At 66.7% G+C, this 22,912-nt stretch carries 21 protein-coding genes and 1 pseudogene; 12 read left to right on the forward strand and 10 right to left on the reverse strand.

Annotated elements, in window-relative coordinates; genetic code table 11:
• Positions 1-207 precede the first annotated feature (207 nt).
• Positions 208-1,593: a GGDEF domain-containing protein gene (locus AC0IX4_RS08620; protein ID WP_471828696.1), complete on the forward strand. Its 1,386-nt coding sequence runs from the start codon at positions 208-210 to the stop codon at positions 1,591-1,593.
• A 1-nt stretch (position 1,594) separates the two neighbouring features.
• Here the strand turns inward: AC0IX4_RS08620 and AC0IX4_RS08625 are convergent, their stop codons facing one another.
• Positions 1,595-2,473 carry a dioxygenase family protein gene (locus AC0IX4_RS08625; protein WP_471828697.1) on the reverse strand — a complete coding sequence of 293 codons (879 nt, stop codon included), beginning with the start codon at positions 2,471-2,473 and terminating at the stop codon, positions 1,595-1,597.
• Between the two features lie 132 nt (positions 2,474-2,605).
• Here AC0IX4_RS08625 and AC0IX4_RS08630 point away from each other — a divergent pair, with 132 nt between their 5' ends.
• Positions 2,606-3,142, forward strand: a complete 537-nt coding sequence (locus AC0IX4_RS08630; RefSeq protein WP_471828698.1) for a YceI family protein — start codon at positions 2,606-2,608, stop codon at positions 3,140-3,142.
• A 2-nt stretch (positions 3,143-3,144) separates the two neighbouring features.
• Here AC0IX4_RS08630 and dnaB read toward each other — a convergent pair whose 3' ends face one another.
• From dnaB to rpsF, 6 genes are all read right to left on the reverse strand, one after another.
• Positions 3,145-4,533: a replicative DNA helicase gene (gene dnaB / locus AC0IX4_RS08635; RefSeq protein WP_042576321.1), complete on the reverse strand. Its 1,389-nt coding sequence runs from the start codon at positions 4,531-4,533 to the stop codon at positions 3,145-3,147.
• A 564-nt stretch (positions 4,534-5,097) separates the two neighbouring features.
• Complete coding sequence (locus AC0IX4_RS08640) at positions 5,098-7,371, reverse strand: SulP family inorganic anion transporter (protein WP_471828699.1); 2,274 nt, start codon at positions 7,369-7,371, stop codon at positions 5,098-5,100.
• 316 nt (positions 7,372-7,687) lie between these two features.
• Positions 7,688-8,146: a 50S ribosomal protein L9 gene (gene rplI / locus AC0IX4_RS08645; RefSeq protein WP_056074181.1), complete on the reverse strand. Its 459-nt coding sequence runs from the start codon at positions 8,144-8,146 to the stop codon at positions 7,688-7,690.
• Between the two features lie 14 nt (positions 8,147-8,160).
• The gene (gene rpsR / locus AC0IX4_RS08650) at positions 8,161-8,403 is read right to left on the reverse strand and encodes a 30S ribosomal protein S18 (protein WP_027506021.1); all 243 of its coding nucleotides are present in this window, start codon (positions 8,401-8,403) and stop codon (positions 8,161-8,163) included.
• A 42-nt stretch (positions 8,404-8,445) separates the two neighbouring features.
• Complete coding sequence (locus tag AC0IX4_RS08655) at positions 8,446-8,994, reverse strand: single-stranded DNA-binding protein (protein WP_042576324.1); 549 nt, start codon at positions 8,992-8,994, stop codon at positions 8,446-8,448.
• A gap of 81 nt (positions 8,995-9,075) precedes the next feature.
• Positions 9,076-9,363 carry a 30S ribosomal protein S6 gene (rpsF, locus tag AC0IX4_RS08660; RefSeq protein ID WP_042576325.1) on the reverse strand — a complete coding sequence of 96 codons (288 nt, stop codon included), beginning with the start codon at positions 9,361-9,363 and terminating at the stop codon, positions 9,076-9,078.
• 158 nt (positions 9,364-9,521) lie between these two features.
• On the opposite strand from rpsF, the gene AC0IX4_RS08665 reads away from it, so the two are divergent.
• From AC0IX4_RS08665 to AC0IX4_RS08675, 3 genes and pseudogenes are all read left to right on the forward strand, one after another.
• Positions 9,522-10,898 carry a hypothetical protein gene (locus AC0IX4_RS08665; protein ID WP_471828700.1) on the forward strand — a complete coding sequence of 459 codons (1,377 nt, stop codon included), beginning with the start codon at positions 9,522-9,524 and terminating at the stop codon, positions 10,896-10,898.
• The gene (locus AC0IX4_RS08670; RefSeq protein WP_042576327.1) at positions 10,895-11,476 is read left to right on the forward strand and encodes a GNAT family N-acetyltransferase; all 582 of its coding nucleotides are present in this window, start codon (positions 10,895-10,897) and stop codon (positions 11,474-11,476) included. The genes AC0IX4_RS08665 and AC0IX4_RS08670 overlap by 4 nt, the downstream gene beginning before the upstream one ends.
• 209 nt (positions 11,477-11,685) lie before the next feature.
• Positions 11,686-11,922: pseudogene (locus AC0IX4_RS08675) on the forward strand (LuxR C-terminal-related transcriptional regulator); the annotation flags it as partial.
• Between the two features lie 72 nt (positions 11,923-11,994).
• Here AC0IX4_RS08675 and AC0IX4_RS08680 read toward each other — a convergent pair.
• Positions 11,995-13,110, reverse strand: coding sequence for a DUF475 domain-containing protein (locus tag AC0IX4_RS08680; protein ID WP_042576328.1), 1,116 nt, complete (start codon positions 13,108-13,110; stop codon positions 11,995-11,997).
• Positions 13,111-13,285: 175 nt separating this feature from the next.
• The gene (locus AC0IX4_RS08685) at positions 13,286-13,861 is read right to left on the reverse strand and encodes a TerD family protein (protein ID WP_027506015.1); all 576 of its coding nucleotides are present in this window, start codon (positions 13,859-13,861) and stop codon (positions 13,286-13,288) included.
• A gap of 105 nt (positions 13,862-13,966) precedes the next feature.
• On the opposite strand from AC0IX4_RS08685, the gene AC0IX4_RS08690 reads away from it, so the two are divergent.
• Genes AC0IX4_RS08690 through AC0IX4_RS08720 form a run of 7 tightly spaced genes read left to right on the forward strand, consistent with a single transcriptional unit; the run spans position 13,967 to position 21,350 of the window.
• Positions 13,967-15,172, forward strand: a complete 1,206-nt coding sequence (locus AC0IX4_RS08690) for a hypothetical protein (protein ID WP_471828701.1) — start codon at positions 13,967-13,969, stop codon at positions 15,170-15,172.
• Positions 15,173-15,187: 15 nt separating this feature from the next.
• The gene (locus AC0IX4_RS08695; protein ID WP_471828702.1) at positions 15,188-16,360 is read left to right on the forward strand and encodes an HpcH/HpaI aldolase/citrate lyase family protein; all 1,173 of its coding nucleotides are present in this window, start codon (positions 15,188-15,190) and stop codon (positions 16,358-16,360) included.
• Entirely contained in the window at positions 16,357-17,628 is a 1,272-nt protein-coding gene (locus tag AC0IX4_RS08700) for a phosphoribosyltransferase family protein (protein WP_471828703.1), read from the forward strand. Before AC0IX4_RS08695 ends, AC0IX4_RS08700 begins: the two co-directional genes overlap by 4 nt.
• Positions 17,628-18,749: a cysteine protease StiP family protein gene (locus AC0IX4_RS08705; RefSeq protein ID WP_471828704.1), complete on the forward strand. Its 1,122-nt coding sequence runs from the start codon at positions 17,628-17,630 to the stop codon at positions 18,747-18,749. The genes AC0IX4_RS08700 and AC0IX4_RS08705 overlap by 1 nt, the downstream gene beginning before the upstream one ends.
• The gene (locus tag AC0IX4_RS08710; RefSeq protein ID WP_471828705.1) at positions 18,746-19,582 is read left to right on the forward strand and encodes an HAD family hydrolase; all 837 of its coding nucleotides are present in this window, start codon (positions 18,746-18,748) and stop codon (positions 19,580-19,582) included. The genes AC0IX4_RS08705 and AC0IX4_RS08710 overlap by 4 nt, the downstream gene beginning before the upstream one ends.
• Before the next feature lie 46 nt (positions 19,583-19,628).
• Positions 19,629-20,861: a TerD family protein gene (locus AC0IX4_RS08715; protein WP_471828706.1), complete on the forward strand. Its 1,233-nt coding sequence runs from the start codon at positions 19,629-19,631 to the stop codon at positions 20,859-20,861.
• A gap of 21 nt (positions 20,862-20,882) precedes the next feature.
• Positions 20,883-21,350: a universal stress protein gene (locus tag AC0IX4_RS08720; protein WP_042573424.1), complete on the forward strand. Its 468-nt coding sequence runs from the start codon at positions 20,883-20,885 to the stop codon at positions 21,348-21,350.
• Here the strand turns inward: AC0IX4_RS08720 and AC0IX4_RS08725 are convergent.
• On the reverse strand, positions 21,313-22,905 hold the full coding sequence (locus AC0IX4_RS08725; protein WP_471828707.1) for a glycosyltransferase family 87 protein: 1,593 nt from the start codon (positions 22,903-22,905) through the stop codon (positions 21,313-21,315). The two genes, AC0IX4_RS08720 and AC0IX4_RS08725, sit on opposite strands and share 38 nt — an antisense overlap.
• Positions 22,906-22,912: the final 7 nt, after the last annotated feature.

Raw genomic sequence — 22,912 nt, forward strand, 5'->3', positions numbered from 1 at the left:
ACTGCACGCAGGTGGACTGCATTCGTAGGTTCCGTTCCCATTCTCGGCTCTCACGCGAGCGCGAAGCATGACCCGGCGGACCGCGTGTGCCTCAACCCCCTCACGGCACGTTGAGGTAGTGGATACTGCACTTCGTACCAACAACATGGCTGGGAACGACTGAAAAGTCACAGGGGGTTCCTTTCCTTACGAAGGATGGCCCTGCCCGTGACCCGTTCGATCGACGTACCCGTGTCGCGCGCGACGACGTACGTGGCGTTGTTCGCGGTCGTCGTGTTCGTCGCGGCACTCGTCGGCATCCAGTCACGCCCGCCCGGACTGCTGGCCTCGGTATGGCTGGCCAACGCCGTCGCGCTCGCCGTGTTCGCGCGGTGGCCCAGAATGTTCACCGTCACTGCCGTTGCCGCGGCCCTGGTGGCCCTGATCGCCGCAGATCTGGTGTCGGGCACGGACACGTACGCGGCCGTGACGTTCAACGTGGCCAACATCGTCGGAGTGATCGGCGGCTCCTTCGTGATCCGCCACCGCCGAGACGCACCTCTCACCCTGTCGGGCTCCGCCGACTTCTCCAGAATGTGCATCGGCATCGTCGTGGCCGCGATCCTGTCGGCGTCCGTCGCAGCCCTGTCGGCGCGACATCCCGACCCCGGTGCACCGGCCGTCGAAGCGCTCAGCTGGTTCAGTTCCGAGGTCACGAGCTACCTGCTGCTGGTACCCGTCTTCCTGTCGATCCGAGCATCGACGCCTCGGCGCAGACCCACCTCGAAGTCGACACTCGCCTGGGAGTGGGCGCCCGTCGCCCTCACCGTCGCACTCATGCTGGTCGGGCTGGGAGTGCAAGGACCGTTGCTGCTGGCACTGCCACTACCGGCTCTGCTCTGGTGTGCGACACGGATTCCGATGCTCGGAACAGCGCTGCTCACCGCGCTGTGGGCGGGGTGGACCCTCGTCCTCCTGGGCCAGGGCGCCCTGGAGACCGGCGGAATCCTGGGTGCCGACGGTCAGGACGGCGCGACGGCCACCCTGTCGGTCGCGTTGATCGCCCTCGGCCCGCTGCTCGTCGCGACGGTGTGCCTCGACCGGATGGCCGTCCAGAACAAGCTGCGCGCAGCGCTCGAGTACGACAGTCTGACCGGAGTTCTCTCTCGCGCAGCCTTTCTGCGCAGGAGCCAGCAACGACTGCTCGCCGATTCCGGACCCGTCGCGCTCCTCATGCTGGACCTCGATCACTTCAAGTCCATCAACGACACCCTCGGTCACGCCGTCGGAGACATCGCGTTGGTGCGCAGTGCCGCCTGCATCCTCGGAGCACTGCCGACCGACGCCATCGCCGGGCGGATCGGCGGGGAGGAGTTCGCCGTGCTGCTCCCCCGCGCCGGCCGAGATCATGCGGCTGCCATCGCCGACCTGATCCGCCGCGACCACGAGCGGCTGCACGTCCTGTCCGCGCGGACCGCCACCGTCAGCATCGGGCTCGCGTGGACCAACGACTCACCTCCCTCGGTGTCGCCCCTGTTGATCTCCGCCGATCACGCGCTGTACGACGCCAAACGATCGGGCCGCAACACCGTGGTCTCCGTCGACCTGGTGTGAACTACCTCGGCGGCGGCCCGCCCATACCGCCCGACGGCGCGGCCGCGGTGTTCTCGGACGCGGCGGCGACGCCGATGGTGATCGACACCTCCATCCCGCTCGACGGTTCTCCGGTCACCGTCGCGAGCTCCGCATCCCATCCGTCGCCGAAGACGTTGTCGGACGCCAACGACACCTTCGACAGATTGGCCGTACTGCTCGAATACCCACTGTCGTAATCGAATACGGTGGCACACGCCTCCTGAGGCACTGCGATCTGCGACGTGAGGCGAGCGCTCTCGCCGGCGATCGCGGCCTCGAGGGACTCGAAGACCTCGAAGTGGATATGAGGCCAGCGACCGGAATAGCAGGCCGGGAAGATCGACGTGAACGACACCTTCCCTGACGCGTCCGCGACCTGGATGCCGCGCAGATAGTTCTGGTCCGTGATGCCGTCGCCGTACAGCGAGTACTCGCCGTCCCGGTTGCAGTGCCACAGGTACACGGCCATCCCCACAGCCGGCGCACAGTCCGCAGTGAGGTCCTGCAGGGTCATCGAGACGGTGGTCGGCACGCCGTCCGCAGTTCCCGTCGACGACCCGAAACTGGTGGTGATGTCCTGGCGGACGATCCCCGACTCGATCAGCACGTTCGGCCCGTTGCTCCCGTCACCGGGATACGGACCGGCCGTCTCCTGCGGAACGGCAGCGACACATGTTCCGGCCACGGCGGTCTCGGCACTCGACGACGACGCGGCCGTCTCCACTGCCGGCGCCGAGGTTCCGGACGAGCACGCCGCGAGGGCCGCTGCACTCGCGGTGCCGAACACCAGCAGGGCGCGTCGGCGGGACAGCATCGTCGTCATGTCGTGGCCCAGGCCGCGATCGTGGTCGTGTGTCATCGATTCCTCCGTGAACGGTTGGTGGTCGACACCAGACAACAGGGCCCGTCTGCGACGAACCCGGGGTCACGCTGGGAGCTCCCCGGGACACGTCGCAGGGGGTTCGGGCGAACTGTGGATACAGTCGGTGCAATGACTTCCTCGACGTGGACCCTGTCGGCATCGGACGGCGGTGCGCTGGAGATACGAACGGGCGTCACCGGGCGCGCCTCGAAGATGGGGCACCGACTGCGTCTGCGCATGGCGACGTGGGAGGCCACCGTCGAGCAGACCGACGGTCAGCCCACCTCGGTCAGCCTGCGGGTGCCCGTCGAGTCCCTCGAGGTGGTGTCGGGTGAGGGCGGAGTCACGCCGCTGATCGGGCCGGAGAAGATGCTGGCGCGGTCGAACGCACTGGGGACGTTCCACGCCGACAAGTTCCCTGAGATCCACTTCGACACCACACATATCGAGGCGTTCGACCAGGGCTACCGCCTGACCGGGAAACTGAAGATCCACGGAGTGACCCGTGCGCAGTACATCGACGTCGTCATCGACGGCACGCGGGTTTCCGCCGAAACCGTTGTGCGGCAAACAAACTTCGACATCAAGCCCTACTCGCAGCTGCTGGGGGCCATGAAGGTGGTCGACGACGTGACCGTCACCTTCGAGGCCGAGCTACCCCGCTAGTCCTATCCCCGCGCCATGTCGACGAACCGCGACAGATGCAGCTGGTGCGCAACGGTGATGGTCGCGGTCGGGCCGTTTCGGTGCTTACCCAGAATCAAGTCGGCCTCGCCGCCGCGCGGATCGTCCCGCTCGGTGGCGTCGGGACGGTAGAGCAGGATGACCATGTCGGCATCCTGCTCGAGCGAACCCGACTCTCGGAGGTCGGAGACCATCGGCTTCTTGTCGGTGCGCTGCTCGGGACCACGGTTGAGCTGACAGATCGCCACCACGGGCACCATCAGTTCCTTCGCCAGCAGCTTCAGCGAACGGGAGAAGTCCGAGACTTCCTGCTGCCGTGACTCGACCTTCTTGCCCGACGACATCAGCTGCAAGTAGTCGATGACGATCAACTTGAGGTCGTGCCGCTGCTTGAGGCGCCGCGCCTTGGCACGGATCTCCATCATCGTGAGGTTGGGGGAGTCGTCCACGAAGAGCGGTGCCTCGCTGATCTCGCTCATCCGGCGAGCGAGACGCGTCCAGTCGTCGTCGGTCATCTTTCCCGAGCGCATGTCGCCGAGCTTGATCTTGGCTTCGGCGGAGAGGAGACGCATGACGATCTCGGTGCGGCTCATCTCGAGCGAGAACATGACGCTGGCCATGCCGTGCTTGATGGAGCACGAGCGCATGAAATCCATTCCGAGCGTTGACTTCCCGACACCAGGCCTCGCCGCGACGATGATCATCTGGCCGGGATGCAGGCCGTTGGTGACCTCGTCGAGTTCGGTGAAGCCGGTGGGCACGCCGTTCGACATGCCGCCGCGGCTGGCGATGGAGTCGATCTCGTCCATCGTGGGCTGCAGCAGCTCTTCGAGCTGGACGAAGTCCTCCGCGGTACGACGCTCGGTGACCTCGTAGACCTCGGCTTGCGCGCGGTCCACCACCTCCGCGACGTCCTGCCCGTCGGCGCCGGCATAGCCGAACTGCACGATGCGGGTACCGGCCTCCACGAGGCGACGCAGGATGGCCTTCTCGACGACGATCTCCGCGTAGAACGACGCGTTCGCCGCGGTGGGCACCGTCTGCGTCAGCGTGACCAGGTAGGGCGGTCCGCCGATGCGCTTGAGCTCGCCTCGGCGCTCGAGTTCGGCCGAGACCGTCACCGGGTCCGCGGGATCTCCGCGGCCGTACAGATCGAGGATCGCGTCGTAGACCATCTGGTGAGCGGGGCGGTAGAAGTCACCGGGCCGCAGGACCTCGAGGACGTCGGCGATGGCGTCCTTGCTGAGCAACATGCCACCGAGTACCGACTGCTCGGCCGCCATGTCCTGAGGGGGCTGACGACCGAAGTCCTCGCCCGGCGCCTCGGACGGTCCCTGGTAGTCGTTCGCTCCTCGATCGTCCACGACCGCCACGGATGCCGCCCTCTCCCTCGCTCGTCGACCGGCGCGTGACCGAGAAATTCGGGACACGACGCCGTCGCAGACAACTTGTACTCCCGACGTCCGACACGTGTGCCGTGAGCTCGAGATGGTGTGCCGGAGGGACGTTAGGGCTTGTGAACCGCAGCGCCAAACCGTCATGTTGGCGAACCTGTGGAGCAATTGGGGATACTGCAGGACAGCCGTGTTGACCACCTGTGCAGAACCTGGGGACCAACAACATCACAGTGGGTGTCGTCGCACGTCAGAGCCGTTTCGATTGTTGACCGTCTGTGGATGAATGCGGCCTCGGCGTGTCCCGCCGAGTTGACATGTCGGGCGTGTCAGGTCTCGGGTAGCCGCACTTATCAACATGACGCAGCTCACATCTCGGTAACCGGTGGTAAACGGCCAGCGAATTCTGATCCGGTCCGGAAAACCGTCACGGCACACTCACCGCGGCTCGTTTCACGCCGGACATCCACGTCCGAGGCCGCACACGACACGGGCGCCGCGACGCACAGTGCGTCGCGTCGCCCGTCAGGGTCGGTCGGTGGTTCAGCCGGCGTCGATCGGCTCTCGGAGCTCGGTCACGGAGGCCGCGTCGACAAGGAGGACGCGCGCCGTCGGGATGTCGAAGAACAAGCCGACGACACGGAGGCGACCCTCCGCGGAGGCTTTGCCCACCACGGAGTGTCGGGACAGCGTCTGCAGTTGTACGGCGACGTTCACCATCGCCAACTGGTCGATGTCCGAGAAGCCCAATTCTGACGCGTCCCGAGCCACAGGGTGCCCGCTGCGGAACGCACTGAGGCTCGCACGGCCGTGCGACAGCCAGTCGGCGACGACCCCGTCACCGTCGTGGGCACCGGCCAGCAATCCCCGCATGGCTCCGCAGCCGGAGTGACCGCACACCACGATCGAGCTGATGTTCAGCGTGTCGACTCCGTAGTGCAGTGCCGCTTCCAGCGACGTGTCCGGGGCGCCCACCGGGATCAGGTTGCCCATGTTGCGGACGGTGAACAGGTCTCCGGGGCCTGCGCTGGTGATCGTGTTGGGCATCACCCGTGAATCCACGCAGCTCAGGAAGAAGGTATCGGGGTCCTGGAACTCGCTCAGTTTCTCGAGGTGCGGACGCATGGAGTCCGCGCTCCGGCGGTGGTACTCCTCCACGCCGGCCAGGACCGGCCGTAGCGCTGCCGGGGTGACGGCGTCGGCCGTGAACGGTCCGGAATGGCTGTCCACCGTCTGCCACTGCGACCAGGGCATGAACGTACGAGCGGAGAGGAGGTTGGGCAGGCGCTTCGGCGGACCCTCGGTGGCCGACTCCATGTCGACAGCGCCGACCTCGTCCACCACGACGGTGCCGCCGGTGGCCTCGTACTGCCGGATCCATTCGTGGAGAGCGTCGTAGACCGCGTGGTCGAGGAAGTCGACGACCAGTTCGACGGTGACCGAGCGGCCGGCCGGGACGGCCTGCAGCACACGGGTCAGTCGCGGAAGCGACAGGAAGCTCAGCGAACCCTCGACGACGACCCTCCAGGAGTCGGCACCCACTTCCTCGGAACGCACACGCGCCCAGAGCACTCGACGCAGAACCAGCAGCACCGACAGGGCCAGACCGATGAGGACACCCTCGAGGAGGTTGAGCGCGACCACACCGACGACGGTCACGGCGTAGACGGCGACGTCACCGGTCCGCTTCGCCGACTTGATGTCGGCGAGTTTGACCAACTGCACACCGATCATCACCAGCAGACCTGCGAGTGCGGCGTACGGCACCAGCTCGACGACACCGATGAACAGCACGGAGAAGACGAGGACCCAGACACCGTGCAGCACAGCGGAAGCCGGTGAGCGTGCACCGGACTTGACGTTGGTCGCGCTGCGCACGATGACTCCGGTCACCGGAAGGCCGCCGGCGACACCGGACACCATGTTGGCGGCGCCCTGTCCCATCAGTTCACGGTCGAAGTTCGTGCGCCGACCCGAGTGCATCTTGTCGATGGCGACTGCGGACAGCAGAGACTCGACGCTGGCGATCAACGCGATGGTGAGCACACCGGTCGCGAATCCCATCCATTGCCCTTCGGGCAGGAGCGGCAGCTCGATGGCGTCGATCAGGTTGCCGGGCAGGTCGATTCGTTCGACATCCATCGCGAGGGCCAGCGACAGACCGGTACCGGCGACGACCGCGACGAGAGGACCGGGCACCTTGCCCAGCGGACCCTTGATGCGGGGCCACAGAAGCATCAAGGCGACGACCACTGCACCGATGGCGACGGACGCGAGCTCCGCATCGACGAGCGACGCCGGGAGCGACGTGATGTTCTCGATCGCGGAGCTCTTGCTGTCACCGCCCAGAAGAACGTGGATCTGCTGCAGCGCGATGGTGATACCGATGCCCGCGAGCATCGCGTGCACCACTACGGGTGAGATGGCCAACGCCTGGCGAGCGATCCTGCTCAGTCCCAGACCGACCTGCAGAACGCCCGCGGCCACCGTGATGAGACACGTGACGCGCCATCCGAACTGGGCGACCAACTCGGCGACGACGACCGTCAGTCCGGCGGCCGGGCCACTGACCTGAAGGGGTGAGCCTCCGAGAAGCCCCGCCAGGATGCCACCGATCACGGCGGCGATGAGCCCCGCCATGACCGGGGCGCCGGACGCGACCGCGATACCGATGGAGAGGGGGACCGCGACGAGGAACACCACCAGGGAGGCGGGCACGTCGTATCTCAGGACGGCGGCCACTCGATCGCGTATCGGATTCGACTGCAGGGACACGGGCGGATCGTCGGACGATGGTCGGTCGAGTTGTGCAGTCACGAGTGAACCTCCAGGCGACACGTGGGTGTTTGTCTGTGCGGTTACGTTCAACAGGGATGCTCGACGAATGAGTCAAGACTTCCCAAAGGGTACGTAAGGCTTTCGGAGCACTGCAGACCCTGGAGGTGGATCGAGACCGCCTTCACACGATGTTTGGGCACTGCACCAGAAAGTGCCGGCAGAAACACTCGCCGAGCATAAAAAATCGGCTGTGAATGGCGCGAAGAATGCAGCGGGTGTAGAGAACAGAATGCACGCAAATGCACGAAGACCCCGGCTGCGAACAGCCGGGGTCTTCGTGGTCGAGAAGGGAGTATCACTCCGAGGCAGTGACCTCGAGGTCGAACGCCGCGGTGACGTCGGGGTGCAGCGCGACGGAGATGCGGTGCTTGCCCGTGGACTTCACGTGCGACTTCGGCAGTTCGATGCTGCGCTTGTCGACGACGGGTCCGCCGGCGCTCTTGAGCGCGGCGGCGACGTCGGCTGCGGTGACCGAGCCGAAGAGCTTGCCCGAACCACCCGCGGTACGCACCGCGAGGGTCACGGACTCGAGGGCCTCGATGGCCTGCTTGAGCTCGTTGGCGTGGTCGAGCCCGCGCACGGCGCGAGCTTCCTGGGCGCGGCGGATGCCTTCGACCTGCTTCTGTGCTCCGCGAGTGGCCGCGATGGCCAGCCCACGGGGCAGGAGGAAGTTACGGCCGTAGCCGTCCTTGACCTCCACGGTGTCTCCGGGAACGCCGAGGTTGTCGACATCAGCGGTGAGGATGAGCTTCATGGTTACCTTTCCCCTTATCGCGCAGTCGCCGCGTAGGGCAGCAGTGCTACCTCACGCGAGTTCTTGACTGCGATGGCGATGTCCCGCTGATGCTGGACGCAGTTGCCGGTGACACGACGAGCGCGGATCTTGCCGCGATCACTGACGTACTTACGCAGCAGTGTCGTGTCCTTGTAATCGATGGACGTGTTCTTTTCCTTGCAGAAGGCACACACCTTCTTCTTGATCACCTTGTCGCGCAATGGCGGTTTAGGCATGTACAAACTCCGAATCTTTGTTCACTGCATGTGGGTGAAGAATCAGAACGGAGGTTCGTCGTCGCCACCACGGGAGCCGCCGAACGAGCCCGATGCCTGCGGAGCGCTGCCCCACGGATCGTCGCCGCCCGAGCTGCCACCGGACTGACGGCTCGACGAGCCACCACCCGATCCACCGGAGGAACCGAACCCGCCGCCGCTGTTGCCGCCTCCGCCACCGCCGCCGCGACTGACCTTGTTGACCTTGGCCGTCGCGTACTTCAGGGAGGGGCCGACCTCGTCGACTTCGAGCTCCACGACAGTGCGCTTCTCGCCCTCACGCGTCTCGTAGGAACGCTGCTTCAACCGGCCCGTCACGACGACTCGTGCGCCGCGGGTCAGGGACTCCGCGACGTTCTCCGCAGCCTCACGCCAGATGTTGCACCGCATGAAAAGAGCGTCGCCGTCTTTCCATTCGTTGCTCTGGCGATCGAAGGTGCGGGGTGTGGACGCGACGGTGAAGTTCGCGACCGCCGCACCTGCGGGGGTGAATCGAAGCTCGGGATCGGCCGTCAGGTTCCCGACGACGGTGATGACGGTTTCGCCTGCCATGATTCCTCTTTCTCGTGCCTTGTCAGCGCATGATCGTTCTCTGTTGCCGTCAGCCTAGGGCGAGACGGTGACAGATACGGATCACTTGCCGCGGCGCAGAACCTTGGTGCGGAGCACCGATTCGTTCAGGCCCAGCTGGCGGTCGAGTTCGGACACTGTGGCGGGCTCCGCGTTGATGTCGATCACCGCGTAAATGCCTTCCGCGTGCTTGTCGATCTCGTAGGCGAGACGGCGCTTTCCCCACACGTCGACCTTGTCGACCTTGCCGCCGTCCTTGCGGATGACGTTCAGGAACGTATCCAGCGACGGGGCGACCGTGCGCTCGTCGAGATTGGGGTCGAGAATGACCATCAGTTCGTAATGACGCATAAGACCTCATCACCTCCTATGGACTGTGAAACGGTCACGGACGATCCGTGACAGGAGGGTCGTTGCGTCAGCAACCGGTCCAGGGTACCCGGGAGAACACCCAGAGCGAAATCGTCGCCATTCACGGTGCGGGTGCCATGGCACCTAGTCTTGTCCCCATGACCACGGGCCGTGCAGGTGTGGCGACCGCGACGGTCGTCACCGCAGTGTCCGTGGTGACGATGATTCTCGGCTACCTGAACAAGGCCCGCTGCACCGGAGCGCCGTTCGACGAGGCAGGCCGCAGCCTGGTGTTCGACCGGATCAAGGACTCGTCCGTCTGCTACTCGGACATCCAGTTCCTCTGGCTCGACCGCGGTATCGACCAGCACATCTTCCCGTATCTGAACGGCGGCATCTCCGCCGACGGGACCTTGATCGGCGGCACCGTGGAGTACCCCGTGCTCAGCGGGATCCTGATGTGGATCGGCGGGCTCGCCAGCCACACCGATGCTCAGTTCCTCTTCTACTCCGCCGTGCTGCTCGCACCGTTCGGCGCCCTGACGGCCTGGATGCTGGGCCGCACGGTCGGCTCGATCGCGCTGCTGTGGTCCGCAGGACCGGCACTGATCCTCTACGCGTTCCACAACTGGGAGCTGCCCGTCGTGGCCACCGCGGTGGGCGCCGTCTACGTCATGTCCACGACGTGGCCGCTGCGGGTGCGCGCATGCCTCGCGGCAGCCCTACTGGCAGTGGGGTTCTGCCTCAAGCTCTATCCGGGCGCCTTCGTCCTGCCACTCGCGCTGTTCGTCCTGGTCGGCGGACGCGGCGGACGTGAGCTTGCCGTTCCGGGCAGGCTCGACGTCCGGGGCGCCGCCGCCGTCGTCGCTGTCGCCGGCGCGGTCGTCGTAGCCGTCAATCTGCCGTTCGCCCTCCTCGGATACGACGGCTGGCGTGCGTCGTTCGCCTTCCAGGAGATGCGCGAGGCGGACATCACCACCAACTCGATCTGGTACTGGGGATTGCGCGTCCTCTACGCGACACCGTCCACATCGCCCGAGACGAGCGAGGCGAACGAGGCCGCCTACCAGTCGATGGTGTCGGTCCTGTCACCGATGTTCGTCCTGGCAGCGTTCGCCGCTGCACTGTGGTTCGGCTGGCGCCGCTACGGAACGGAGGGCACGTACCCGTGGATACAGATCAGCGCGGTGATGCTGGCGTCGTTCCTGCTGTTCCACAAGGTGCACTCGCCGCAGTACACGCTCTGGCTCGTTCCGTTCTTCGTCCTGCTCCGCATCCCGTGGCAGGTGGTGACCGCGTATCTGCTCGCCGACCTGGTCATGGGAATCGGTGTGTTCAAGTACTTCGCGGCGCTGTCCAGCGGCAGTGACGCCTCGACGGAGGAGAACGTCGTCCTGGTCGGGGTGTGGGGTCGTGCGGCCCTGCTGGTGGTGCTGATCGTGCTGTTCGCTCGGTCGCGCGAACGACGACACTCCGAGTCGCCCGTCCGAGTCGTCGACCCCCCGTCCCCCCGAATCACCGAGGTGTCCGCATGAGTGCGACCGACGAGACCTTTCCGCTGCTCGGTGATCATGTGCACCTCGAGCCCCTGCGGACCGACCACGCGGACGAGCTGCTCACCGCCGCGGACGACCCCGAGATCTTCCGGTGGACGGGCGCCGTCGTGTCCGACCGTGCCGGTGCCGCCGCGTACATCGACACGGCTCTCGCGGATCCCGCGCGAATCGCCTACCTGCAGCGCGACGCGCACACGGGCGTCGCCGTGGGGACGACGTCGTACTACCAGGTCGACCACCGCAACCGCAGCCTCGCCATCGGGTACACCTGGTTGTCGCGGTCGGCCCAGGGGACGCGGATCAACCCGGAATCGAAGTACCTGCTCCTCGATCACGCCTTCGGTCCGCGTGCGGCCGTGCGGGTCGAGTGGCACACCGATTCGAACAACGCGCAGTCACGCGCGGCCATCGCCAAGTTGGGCGCGCAGTTCGAGGGCCTGCTGCGGAAGCACCGGGCGCGCCCGGACGGCTCGTGGCGCACCACGGCACTGTTCTCCATGACGGACGACGAGTGGCCCGCCGCCGCGGACGCGCTGCGTGCACGCCTGCGCGGCTGAGTGCGCGCCCCACCTGTGTGTTTTGCAGAATCTTCACACCACCCGGCCATGCTCGGAACGACAACGGTCTGCCGGTGACAAAACCGACTGATCGGTGTAGAACATGGGACACAACCGGTCGGCTGACCGGTTCCGGGGAAACGAGAGCAGAACTTATGGCCACCATGACGAATCCGGGCGCGAGAACCACACCCGACTCGGCCGAGCAGACCGGTCTTCCTCGCCCGAACCTGACCGTCCGCGAGATCGAGGTCCTGGTCAGCTGGTTCCGGTGCGATTCCAAGCCGGCCGTCGCCGCACACCTGTTCCTCTCCCTCGGAACCGTCAACACCCACCTCACGCGCATCCGTCAGAAGTACGCGGCTGTCGGACGTCCCGCCCCCACCAAGGCGTCCCTGGTGGCCAGGGCGCTGCAGGACGGACTCGTCGACATCGACGAACTCTGACCCACCCCACACCGACGAAAGAGCCGCCCGGCCTCGCATGTGCGACGCCGGGCGGCTCTTCTCGTGAGGGGGTCAGCCCGTGATGTCGACCTTGGCCTCGTCGGAATGCCCCTCGGCCGCGAGTCGGCGATTGCGCCGCACGCTGGAGAAGAACGACAGTCCGATGAGGACGACGCCGACCAGTCCGGTGATGATCTCGTTGATGTGCACGCCGATGGACACCAGCAGGATGATCGACAGTGCGCCGATGGCCCAGTGCGCGCCGTGCTCGAGGTAGACGTAGTCGTCGAGCGTGCCCTTGCGGACCAGGTAGACCGTCAGCGACCGGACGAACATCGCGCCGATGAACCCGAGGCCCAACGCGATGATGATGGGGTCGGCGGTGATGGCGAACGCGCCGATGACGCCGTCGAAGCTGAAGGACGCGTCGAGAACCTCCAGGTAGAGGAACAGGAAGAAGCCGGCCTTACCGGTGGCTTTCGCCAGATCCGACGGTCCGCTGCTCGCCTCCTCCTCGTCGTCCTCGCCCGGCACGTGGAAGAGGTTGCCGAGCCCGTTGACCGCGATGTAGGTGACCATGCCCAGCACGCCCGAGACCATGACGGTGGAGATCTTGTCGTCCTCCGCGATCAGTTCCGCGGTGAGGACCAGCAGGATGCCGGCGACGATGACGCCGACCATGTCGAGCTTGCCGGCCTTCGCGAGGGGCTTCTCGATCCACGAGAGCCACGTGTGCTCGCGTTCTTCGAAGATGAAGCCGAGGAAGAGCATCAGCAGGAACATGCCGCCGAACGCCGCGATCTGCGGGTGAGCGTCGGTGATCAGGGTTTCGTACGACGGGCTGCCGTCGGGGAAGTACGCGGCGTCGTCGGCGGGCGGGTTCAGCGCGAGGCGTAGTGCGGCGACCGGGCCCAGACCCGACGCGACCCACACGATGACCAACGGGAAGACCAACCGCATACCGAAGACGGCGATGATGATGCCGACGGTGAGGAAGATCTTCTGCCAGAACTCGCTCATCCGCCGCAGGACGGTCGCATTGATGACCGCGTTGTCGAAGGACAACGAGACCTCGAGGATTCCGAGGATCAACACCAGCGCTACGGCTTCCCAGCTGCCGTAGATGAATGCCACGACAACGGACACGGCGGTGATCGCGAAGGACCACCCGAATATTCGTAGAACCACGGCGTGTGGCCTTTCTCTGCTGACGTTCGAAGGTGCACGGCCGAGGTTCGACCCCGTACAGACAACGGAGAGTGTCGCGGCGCCGCCCGCGGGACAACCGCGGTGACGACGAGCAACACTCTCCGGTGCCGAAGGCAAATACCCCGTCGAACGGGACATTACTCCAACAGAGGGGTCAGACGTTTACTCCGAAATCGCGGGCGATTCCGGCCAGACCCGATGCATAACCCTGGCCGACGGCGCGGAACTTCCATTCGGCGCCGTTGCGGTACAGCTCGCCGAACACCATGGCGGTCTCCGTCGAGGCGTCCTCGCTGAGGTCGTAGCGCGCCAACTCGGTGCCGTTGGACTTGTCCACGACGCGGATGTACGCGTTGCGGACCTGACCGAACGACTGCGACCGGGCGTCCGCCTCGTAGATGGACACGGGGAAGTTGATGGTGTCGATGTTCGGCGGAACGGCGGAGAGTTCGACGTTGATGACCTCGTCGTCGCCGTCACCCTCGCCCGTGGTGTTGTCACCGGTGTGCTCGATCGAGCCGTCCGGGCTCTTGAGGTTGTTGAAGAACACGAAGTGCTGGTCGCTGACAACCTTCTTGTCCGTGCCCAGCGCGATGGCACTGGCATCGAGGTCGAAGTCCGTGCCGGTGGTCGTCCTGATGTCCCACCCGAGGCCTACCGAGACGGCCGTGAGGTTGGGTGCGGCCTTGGTGAGGGAGACGTTGCCACCCTTGGTCAAGCTGACGCCCATGAGAAGTGTCCTTTCGGTTGCTTCGGTTGTTCATACCGCAAACGTCCCGGCGGCTGCGCGCGTTCCCGGAAGTCGAAGAAATACGGCGTCGGTAGCATCGCAGACGTGACACACCGTTGGCCGGGACGCCTGAGCCGCGGCAAGGCGCGACTCGATGCCGTCGCCGGCATCAGGGCGGACACGGTCACGACATTCCTCGACATGGACAAGCGGCAGTCCATCGCGTCGTCCGGGGTGGACGCACTGGAACGCCTCGGGCGATCCGACGACGGCCTCCGGACGCAGTGGCGCAGCGTCGAGGAGCAGTGTTTCGCCGCGGGTGCGTCCTATCTGACGGCGACCGAGCGTCCCGAGTCCGACGCCTCCGAGACGGCGTACGACGCCTTCGCCACCGCGATCGCCCAGCTCGCGGCAGCGAGCGCGTCCGTCGACCGCTTCTACGAGAACTACCGAGCCCGTCTCGAGCATGCGATCGGCGAGTACGCGGCCGTCCCCCGGCTCGCTCAGGACGCGCGCTCCGCGGCGAACACCGCGCTCTCCGCCGTCACCGGATCCGAACCGCATCACCGCTACCCGTCGGTCGTCGCCGGCGTAGGCAGTGTGCACGCAGCCCTGGCAGCGCTGGAACGTGCGGAGGCCACGGGCAGCGGACCTGCCGTGACCCGCGCGGCCGCGGACACCCGTTCCGCGTCGGACGTCCTCCGGACAGCCCTCGCCGAGGCACCCGGCAAGTCCAGGGCTGCGACGACGGCACTGGCGTCGGTACGCACCCGGCTGCAGGCGGTGGGCACCAAGGCCGAGAACATCGCTCCGGCCTACTCCGCACTGCTCCGTGAGTTCGTCGCGGCCAGCTCGAACGATCTGGCCAGGGCTCGGGACAACTGCGACGCCCACGTCGCCGCTGCCACTCGGGACATAGATGCCGCCGCCGACGCCCTCGGAGCCGGGAACCCGGAGACTGCCCTGGACCTGATCACGGCCGCGCGCGCCGACCTGGCCGACGCGGAAGCCGACATCGAAGCCGTGACCGGCCGGCTGGCGCGTCTCCGCGAGGTCCGGGACGACCCGGCGTCGGTCGAGCAGCGCGTGCGCTTCCGACTGCGCGATGCGCAACTCCTGGTGGTGGACCGAGGAATGGTTGCCGAATGGGGTTCGGTGCTGGATGCTCAGCTCGCACGCATCGAGCGGGCCACCCGGGCGCTCGGTACGGGGCGGCCCGACTACTGGGCGTACCTCCGAGAACTCGATTCCATCGGTGACTTCATCTCCGGTGTGGTCGATCGCATTCGCGGTCGACACGGCCATACGTGAACAGAAAGGGTTGCAGTGCAGCACTTCTCTCATCTGGAGCCCGCTACCCTCGACTACTTGTTCCACCGGCCCCCCGAACAGGTCGACGAGTCGAGTGACATGAGGACCCGAGCGCTCGCGCTCGGGGCCACCCTCTACATCCCGGCGACGCGGCCCGGCCTCGTCGCGACCGTCACGAAGCGCGCCGCGGAGGGATCGCGGTCGATGGTGCTCGATCTCGAGGACGCCGTGGCCGACGCGGACCTCGACATCGCCCGGGCTGCCGTGATCGCGGCGCTCGACGAGTTGGCGGACACACCGCCCGACGCTGCCGTGTTCGTCCGGGTCCGCACCGAGGACGACATGCACTTCGTGTGCGACCGGCTGGGCCCGGGACTCGAAGTCCTCACCGGTTTCGTGTTACCGAAGTTCCGGCCCGAGAGCGGAGAGGCGTTCCTCCGCAGCGTCTCCGAGCGTTCCGCCGCATCCGGGCGACACCTGGTGGTGATGCCGGTGGTGGAGTCGCCCGAGGTGGTCTACCGCGAATCACGCGACGACGAACTGATCGGTGCCCGCGAGGTGTTGGGACGGCATCGGGATTCGGTTCTCGCCGTCCGCATCGGAGCGACCGACATGAGCAGCGCGTTCGGTATCCGCCGGGACCGCGATCTGACCATCTACGACGTTCGCGTCGTCGCCGACACCATCGGCGCCGTCGTCAATCATCTCGGCCGCAGCGACGGCACCGGCTTCGTCGTCACCGGTCCGGTGTGGGAGTACTTCGCCGACCACGAACGACTGTTCCGTCCGATGCTGCGCGCCACCCCGTTCGCCGAACACGACGCCGTCCGCTTCCGTCAGCAGCTGGTCAGCCGCGACATCGACGGCCTGCTCCGCGAAGTCGCGCTCGATCGGGCCAACGGATTGCACGGCAAGACGGTGATCCACCCGTCGCACGTCGCTGCCGTGCACTCGTTGTCGGTCGTGACGCACGAGGAATATCAAGACGCGCAGGCCATCGCATCGGCGACCAGCGGCGGCGGCGTCATGGCGTCGGGCTACGGCAACAAGATGAACGAGATCGGCCCGCATCGACCGTGGGCCGAACAGACACTGCGCCGCGCCGCGGTGTTCGGCGTGACCGCCGAGAACGTCTCGTTCGTCGACGTCATGCAGGCACTGGCGCGACCGCGCGGGAACGTCGCATGAGCCGGCCCGTGGACCGGCTACTGCCCTGGGCGACAGCCGAACTGGGACTGGTTCTCGAGCACGGCAACTCGTCGGTCGGCATGCGAGTGGGAGATCTGGTCCAACCCGGACTGCGACGCAATCCCAAGCGCGCCCACCTGCTGGTGTCCACCGTGCTGGGCAAGCACATCCCGCAGGAACCCGCGCACGTCATCGCGGCGGGCGAACTGCTCGGATCGCTCTGCGCCGACGTCCTCACCGGCAGTGAGGACGGTGTCGTGGTCCTGGGATTCGCCGAGACGGCGACCGGCCTGGGCCACTGCGTGGCGACGCGATTACGAGCGACGAGCTACCTCCACTCCACCCGCAGGCCGGTCGACGGCTTCCCGATATACGGCACGTTCGAGGAAGGGCATTCGCATGCGACGAATCACCTTCTCCTCCCCGCCGATGCACACCTCGACCTTCCGCCCCACATCCCGATGGTCCTCGTCGACGACGAGATATCGACGGGAACAACGGCTCTCGAAGCCGTCCGAGCCCTGCACGCCATGTCGCCACGCGCGCGGTACGTGATCGCCTCGCTCGTCGACATGCGCACCGGCGCACATCGCCGTGCCACCGAGCAGGCCGCGGCCGAGATGGGCGTCATCATCGACTCCGTCTCCCTCGCCACGGGAACGGTGCACCTGCCCGACGACATCGTCGAGACCGTCGCGGCGCTCCCGCCCACCCCCGAGAGTCCCGACGCGGTGAGTACCGGATCGGTGACCCGCATCGACATCGACTGGCCCGCAGGGGTTCCCGACGGTGGTCGGCACGGGTTCCGATACACCGACGCCGCTGCGTTCGAGCACGCGCTGACTGCCGTCGCCGATACCCTCGCTACCCGAATCGGCCCCGAACCTCTCGTCGTCGTCGGGCACGAGGAGTTCATGTACCTGCCGCTGCGGATCGCCGGAGCGCTGGCCGACCGAGGCACGCCCACCCTGTTCCAGACCACCACACGATCACCGGCGTACGTGCTCGATGTGCCCGGGTACCCGCTGCGACGCGGGTTCTCCTTCGTGGCACCGGAATCCGGGAGCGCACCGCGTCGGCACCTGTACAACGCCCGCGTCGCCGACGAGGACTCGCCGACACCGGTACTGCTCGTGGTGGACACTCCCGCCGACACCGCCGAGCTCGTCGGTCCCGACGGTCTGGTGGATGCGCTGACCCGCGCCGGCATCGACGTCACCGTCGCTGTCGTCCATTCCGATCCGAGTTCGTTGATCGGGCGTGCGTGATGACGACGCCCCTGCACGGACCCGCGTTCGGTTCCTACGCCGCCGACGAGGTCTCCTGGCTTCTGCAGGACCTGTCCCATGTCGCATTGGAAGCCGACACCGAGTCACGCGAGAGCCGTATCCAGTCGGGGCATGCCCACTACGCGGAGTCTCTTCCCGTCGAGTACCAACCCGACGCGGCCTACCGGGATCTGTTCGACACGGTGCTGGAGGAGAGCGCATCACGATTGGCCACTGCCGTGGGGGTCGTCACCGACCTGCTGATCGCCGAGCGCGGCGAGCACCTGGTGCTCGCCTCCCTCGCCCGAGCCGGAACCCCGATCGGAATCCTCATGCGTCGGTGGGCGCGCGCCGTGCACGGCCTGGACTGGCCGCACTACGCCGTGTCCATCGTGCGGGACCGCGGCATCGATACCGCAGCGCTGGACTATCTTTCGCGTGCCCACGATCCGTCGTCCGTGGTCTTCGTCGACGGATGGACCGGCAAGGGAGCCATCGCCAAGGAGCTCTCTGCCGCACTCGAGGCGTATCACCACGCCGGAGGCGCACGCTTCGACGACAGGCTGGCAGTACTGGCCGATCCCGGCCACTGCGTCACCACCTACGGAACACGCGACGACTTCCTCATCGCGTCGGCCTGTCTGAACTCCACGGTGTCCGGGCTGGTCTCCCGCACCGTCCTGAACGACGAGTTGATCGGCCCCGGCGAGTTCCACGGAGCGAAGTTCTACTCCGAGCTCGCGTCGTCCGATGTGTCGAATCGTCTGCTGGAAAAGGTCTCCGACTGTTTCCCCGCGGTGCGGGCGGACGTGACCACCGGCGTCGAAACCGTGCAGGGGTCGGACCGGACTCCGACGTGGAGCGGCTGGGCCTCGGTCGAAAAGGTACGGGCCGAGTACGGCATCACCACCGTGAACTTCGTCAAACCCGGTGTCGGAGAGACTACTCGGGTTCTGCTGCGCCGAGTACCGTGGCGGATCCTCGTGCGCGACGCCGATGCCCCCGACCATCGGCACATCCGCATGCTGGCATCGTCGCGCGGCGTTCCCGTCGACGTCGTGCCCGACCTGGCCTATGCCTGCATGGGATTGATCCGCGACGTGGGAAGCCGGACCGAATGACGACCGCACTCGTGGCGACCGACCTGGACCGCACCATGATCTACAGCCGTGCTGCGCTGGCGGAGGGCGGATCGAGCGAGGTGCAGTGTGTCGAGATGTACGAGGGTGCCCCGCTGTCCTTCATGACGGTCCGGGCAGCAGATCTCCTCGCCGAGCTGGCCGCGGCGACGACAGTCGTTCCGACGACGACCCGCACGGTCGAACAGTTCCGACGCATCACACTCCCCGGTGCGCCGTGGCGTCACGCGATCACGACGAACGGCGCCTCGATTCTCGTGGACGGGGAACCCGACCGCCAGTGGCGTGCGGCCGTGGACGAGGCTGTCGCCGACACTGCCGCCCCCCTCGACGAGGTGACGGCCGAGATGCGCCGGCGCGGCGACGATTCGTGGGTTCTGAAGCAGCGCACCGCCGACGACCTGTTCTGCTACCTGGTCGTCGACGTCGCAGCGATACCGGGGACCTTCGTCGAGACCTTCGGTCGATGGTGCGCCGACCGGGGGTGGGGGGTGTCGCAGCAGGGCCGCAAGATCTACGCGATGCCCGACGTGGTGTGTAAATCGCGGGCCATCGCCGAGGTTCGACGACGACTGATCGACGACGGCACTCTCGATCCGGCGACGCCGGTACTCGCCGCGGGGGACGGCGCACTGGACGCGGAGATGCTGCGCAGCGCCGACGCCGCGATCCGCCCCCGGCACGGAGAGCTCGAACTACTGCAGTGGCAGGCCCCGGGGCTGGTGGTGACCGAGCACTCCGGCGGCCCGGCCAGCGAGGAGATCCTGGACTGGTTCCACGCGAACCTGAATCGGACATTGCGCCACGTACGCTGAAGTTTCACGCACCCGATGTAGCCGAGCATGTGGAAGAGGACGATTCGTGTCTGCACAGCCGTTGACCAAGGGACAGAACGCACCGCTGTCCACCGCCACCGTTCGCGTCGGCCTCGAGCTGACAGCACCTGCGGACATCTCTGCGCTGCTGGTCACCGACAGCGGCAAGGTCCGTTCCGACGCGGACTTCGTCTTCTTCAACCAGCCCACGGGACCTGGCGTACAGCTGGTGCCGGGACAGAACGGTCCGGCGGAGGTTGCCGTGACACTCGCATCCGTTCCGGCCGACATCACCCAGATCCGCGTCGTCATCACCCTCGACGACGCGTCGAGCAGCTTCGGCCGCTCCTCCGCCCCTACTGCGCACGTCATCGACGGCGGAACCGGATCGACGCTGTACTCGTACACGATCGACGGACTCAGTTCGGAGTCCATCGTCATCGCCCTCGAGCTCTACCGCCGAGGCGACGGCTGGAAGGTGCGCGCTGTCGGCCAGGGATACGCCGGTGGGTTCGAGGCGCTGGTGCGCGATCACGGCGTGTCCGTCGACGACGCTCCTTCGGCACCGGCCCCCGCTGCGCCACCGGTTGCGGCTCCTGCCCCCACACCGCCGCCGGCGCCGACCCCGGCACCGGCACCGGTCGCGAGTGCGCCGGCACCCGCACCGACAGGTCCGCCCGAGGTCAGCCTCACGAAGTCGCGCCCGGTCAGCCTGTCCAAGGGCCAGAAGGTGACGCTGAAGAAGGACGGCGGCGTCGCCCTCACCGCGATCCGCATGGGTCTCGGCTGGGACCCGATCAAGAAGGCGGGCTTCTTCGGCGGCGGCCGCAGCGCGGACATCGACCTCGACGCGTCGGCGTTGATGTTCTCGGGCGACAAGCACGCCGACGTCGTCTACTTCGGCCAGTTGACGTCGAAGGACGGTTCGATCGTCCACCAGGGTGACAATCTCACCGGTGAGGGCGAGGGTGACGACGAGGTGATCACCGTCGACCTGACCAGGGTGCCCGCGCACATCAGCGCCATCGTCTTCATCGTCACCTCCTACCGCGGTCAGACGTTCGAGCAGGTGGCGAACGCGTTCACCAGGCTCGTCGACAACACGATCAACACCGAGCTCGCCCGCTTCACGCTGCAGGGCGGGATGCCGTTCACGGGCCTGGTCATGGCGAAGGTCTACCGCGCAGGCAGTGAGTGGAAGCTCCAGGCCATCGGTGACGGCATCAACGCCAAGCACGCAGGAGAGGCGCTTCCGCAGCTCCGCCCGTACTTGTCCTGAGGCCGGACGTACTCTGAGATCGTGACCTCGTCAAACGAATCTACCGGTTTCGAGTACGGCGTCGACGGCCCCAAGCTCATCGTCGTCGGGCTCGACGGTACGGACTCGTCGTGGCGCGCCGCCGCCTACGCAGCGGGGTCCGCACGACGGCAGAACTCGAAACTCGTTCTCGTCTACGTGCAGACTCTCGCCGCCGGCGCATTCGCGCAGGCGAGCGGCGTCGTCTACGACTCGGGTACCCAGGTCGCCGACCAGTTGCTCGGAGAGATCCGGGACCACGTCGTGCGGTTCGGCGAGCACCAGCACGTCGACTGGGAGTTCCGCACGTTCCGCGGTGATCCTGCGATGGGACTGGCGGCCGTGGGCGACGAACTGCGTGCCGACGCCATCGTGGTGGGAACCTCGGAGTCGGCGGGTCACCGCATCTTCGGGTCCGTCGCCGTGCGCCTGGTCAAATTGGGTCGGTGGCCGGTGACCGTGGTGCCCTAGGTGCCGGCACGTGTTCCGGAACAGGCACCGCGACGGGACGTGGACGCAGAGAGGCGGGGACCCATGCCGGGTAGCTGTCGGGCGCTCCGTCCAGGACGCCGCCGGCCGGGTCGTCGTCGCCACTACTGCGGACCAGGTCGTCCACCGGACGGTAGATCTGCCGGACGATCAGGACACAGAGCGCGACGACCGCCAGGTCGCGGAACACCACCGTGGTGGTGAAGTACTGCTCGGGCAGTCCCTTGTTCGACACTCCGAGGTAGTACATCATCCGCGGAACCCAGACCAGCGCGTCGATCGTCATCCACGCCAACAGGATTCGACGATGCGGGAGTGCGAGCACCGCGAGCGGGACGAGCCACAGCGAGTACTGGGGACTCCACACCTTGTTCGTCAGCAGGAAGCCCGCGACGACGAGGAATCCGAGTTGCGCCAGGCGCGGGCGCCTCGGCGCCGTCATCCCCACGTAGGCGACGGCAGCGCACGCGGCGATGAAGAGCACCGCGGTGACCAGATTGAGGAGTACCGGCTTCTCACCGGGCGCGAGCGGACCGTCGAAACCCGACCAGCCGGTGAAGGATCGGACGACGTTGTAGATCGAGTCCGGATCGGCACCACGGTCGGAGTTCAGGCGGAAGAACTCCGACCACCCCCGCGGAAAGAGCAGTGCGATCGGAAGATTGATCAGAACCCACGCCGAAACGGCCGCGGCCGCGGTACGAGTCCAGTCACGCAGGTTGCCGGTACGCAGACACAGCACCAGGAGCGGACCCAGCAGGAACAGCGGGTACAGCTTGGTGGCGCCGCCGATGCCGAGCAGGATGCCCGCCAGCACCGGGCGGCGGCGCGCCCATGCGAGCATGCCTCCCGCCGCGAATGCTGTTGCGAGAGCGTCGAAATTGGTGAAGACGTGCACGATGACGAGCGGCGAGCACGCGGCCAGAGCAGAGTCCCACACTCGGCGTCCCGCCAGCATCGTCGTCGCCCAGATCGTCACGATCCACGCGAGTGCGGACCCGAACGCCACCACGTTGAAGTACAGCGCCACCGTCAGCGCCTGCGGGAGCCACGGAACCGCCGACCACGCGTGCGCGATCTGCATCGACACGTACTGGTACATGCCGGCCACCACCGGATACTCCATGTACCGCGTGATGATCGAGCCGTCGGAACCCGTGTCCTCCCACGACTTCTTGTACGGGAAGGCGCCTTGATCGAGGCGTTCCGCGCCGTACAGCGGCACCACGTCCGAGTAACACATCGCGACGTACTGCCGGCTGCCACTCCAGTCCAGACCCAGCTCCCCGCCGGGACCGATGGGGGCCTGCTGGATGCACGCCGCCTTGCCGAACCATCCGAGAGCCAGGAACACCACCGTGAACGCGAAGATCACGCGCAGCGGCGTGATGTGACGTTGGCGCCCCACCAGCGCGTGCTTGCCGATGGGACCGCCGACCACCGAGGACAGTTCCCCGACCATCGGATCCGTCAGACTCGGGCGGTCCCGTCTCCGAGCGGACCGGCGATCCTGCGCCAGCTCACCCGGACTGGCCAAGAGCTCC

Source organism: Rhodococcus sp. AC861, from assembly GCF_979256035.1.

Coding starts and splice junctions, on each gene's coding strand:
- AC0IX4_RS08625 (WP_471828697.1), bottom strand. CDS start 2,473: ATGACACACGACCACGATCGCGGCCTGGGCCACGACATGACGACGATG.
- AC0IX4_RS08630 (WP_471828698.1), top strand. CDS start 2,606: ATGACTTCCTCGACGTGGACCCTGTCGGCATCGGACGGCGGTGCGCTG.
- rplI (WP_056074181.1), bottom strand. CDS start 8,146: ATGAAGCTCATCCTCACCGCTGATGTCGACAACCTCGGCGTTCCCGGA.
- rpsR (WP_027506021.1), bottom strand. CDS start 8,403: ATGCCTAAACCGCCATTGCGCGACAAGGTGATCAAGAAGAAGGTGTGT.
- AC0IX4_RS08655 (WP_042576324.1), bottom strand. CDS start 8,994: ATGGCAGGCGAAACCGTCATCACCGTCGTCGGGAACCTGACGGCCGAT.
- rpsF (WP_042576325.1), bottom strand. CDS start 9,363: ATGCGTCATTACGAACTGATGGTCATTCTCGACCCCAATCTCGACGAG.
- AC0IX4_RS08665 (WP_471828700.1), top strand. CDS start 9,522: ATGACCACGGGCCGTGCAGGTGTGGCGACCGCGACGGTCGTCACCGCA.
- AC0IX4_RS08670 (WP_042576327.1), top strand. CDS start 10,895: ATGAGTGCGACCGACGAGACCTTTCCGCTGCTCGGTGATCATGTGCAC.
- AC0IX4_RS08685 (WP_027506015.1), bottom strand. CDS start 13,861: ATGGGCGTCAGCTTGACCAAGGGTGGCAACGTCTCCCTCACCAAGGCC.
- AC0IX4_RS08700 (WP_471828703.1), top strand. CDS start 16,357: ATGAGCCGGCCCGTGGACCGGCTACTGCCCTGGGCGACAGCCGAACTG.
- AC0IX4_RS08705 (WP_471828704.1), top strand. CDS start 17,628: ATGACGACGCCCCTGCACGGACCCGCGTTCGGTTCCTACGCCGCCGAC.
- AC0IX4_RS08710 (WP_471828705.1), top strand. CDS start 18,746: ATGACGACCGCACTCGTGGCGACCGACCTGGACCGCACCATGATCTAC.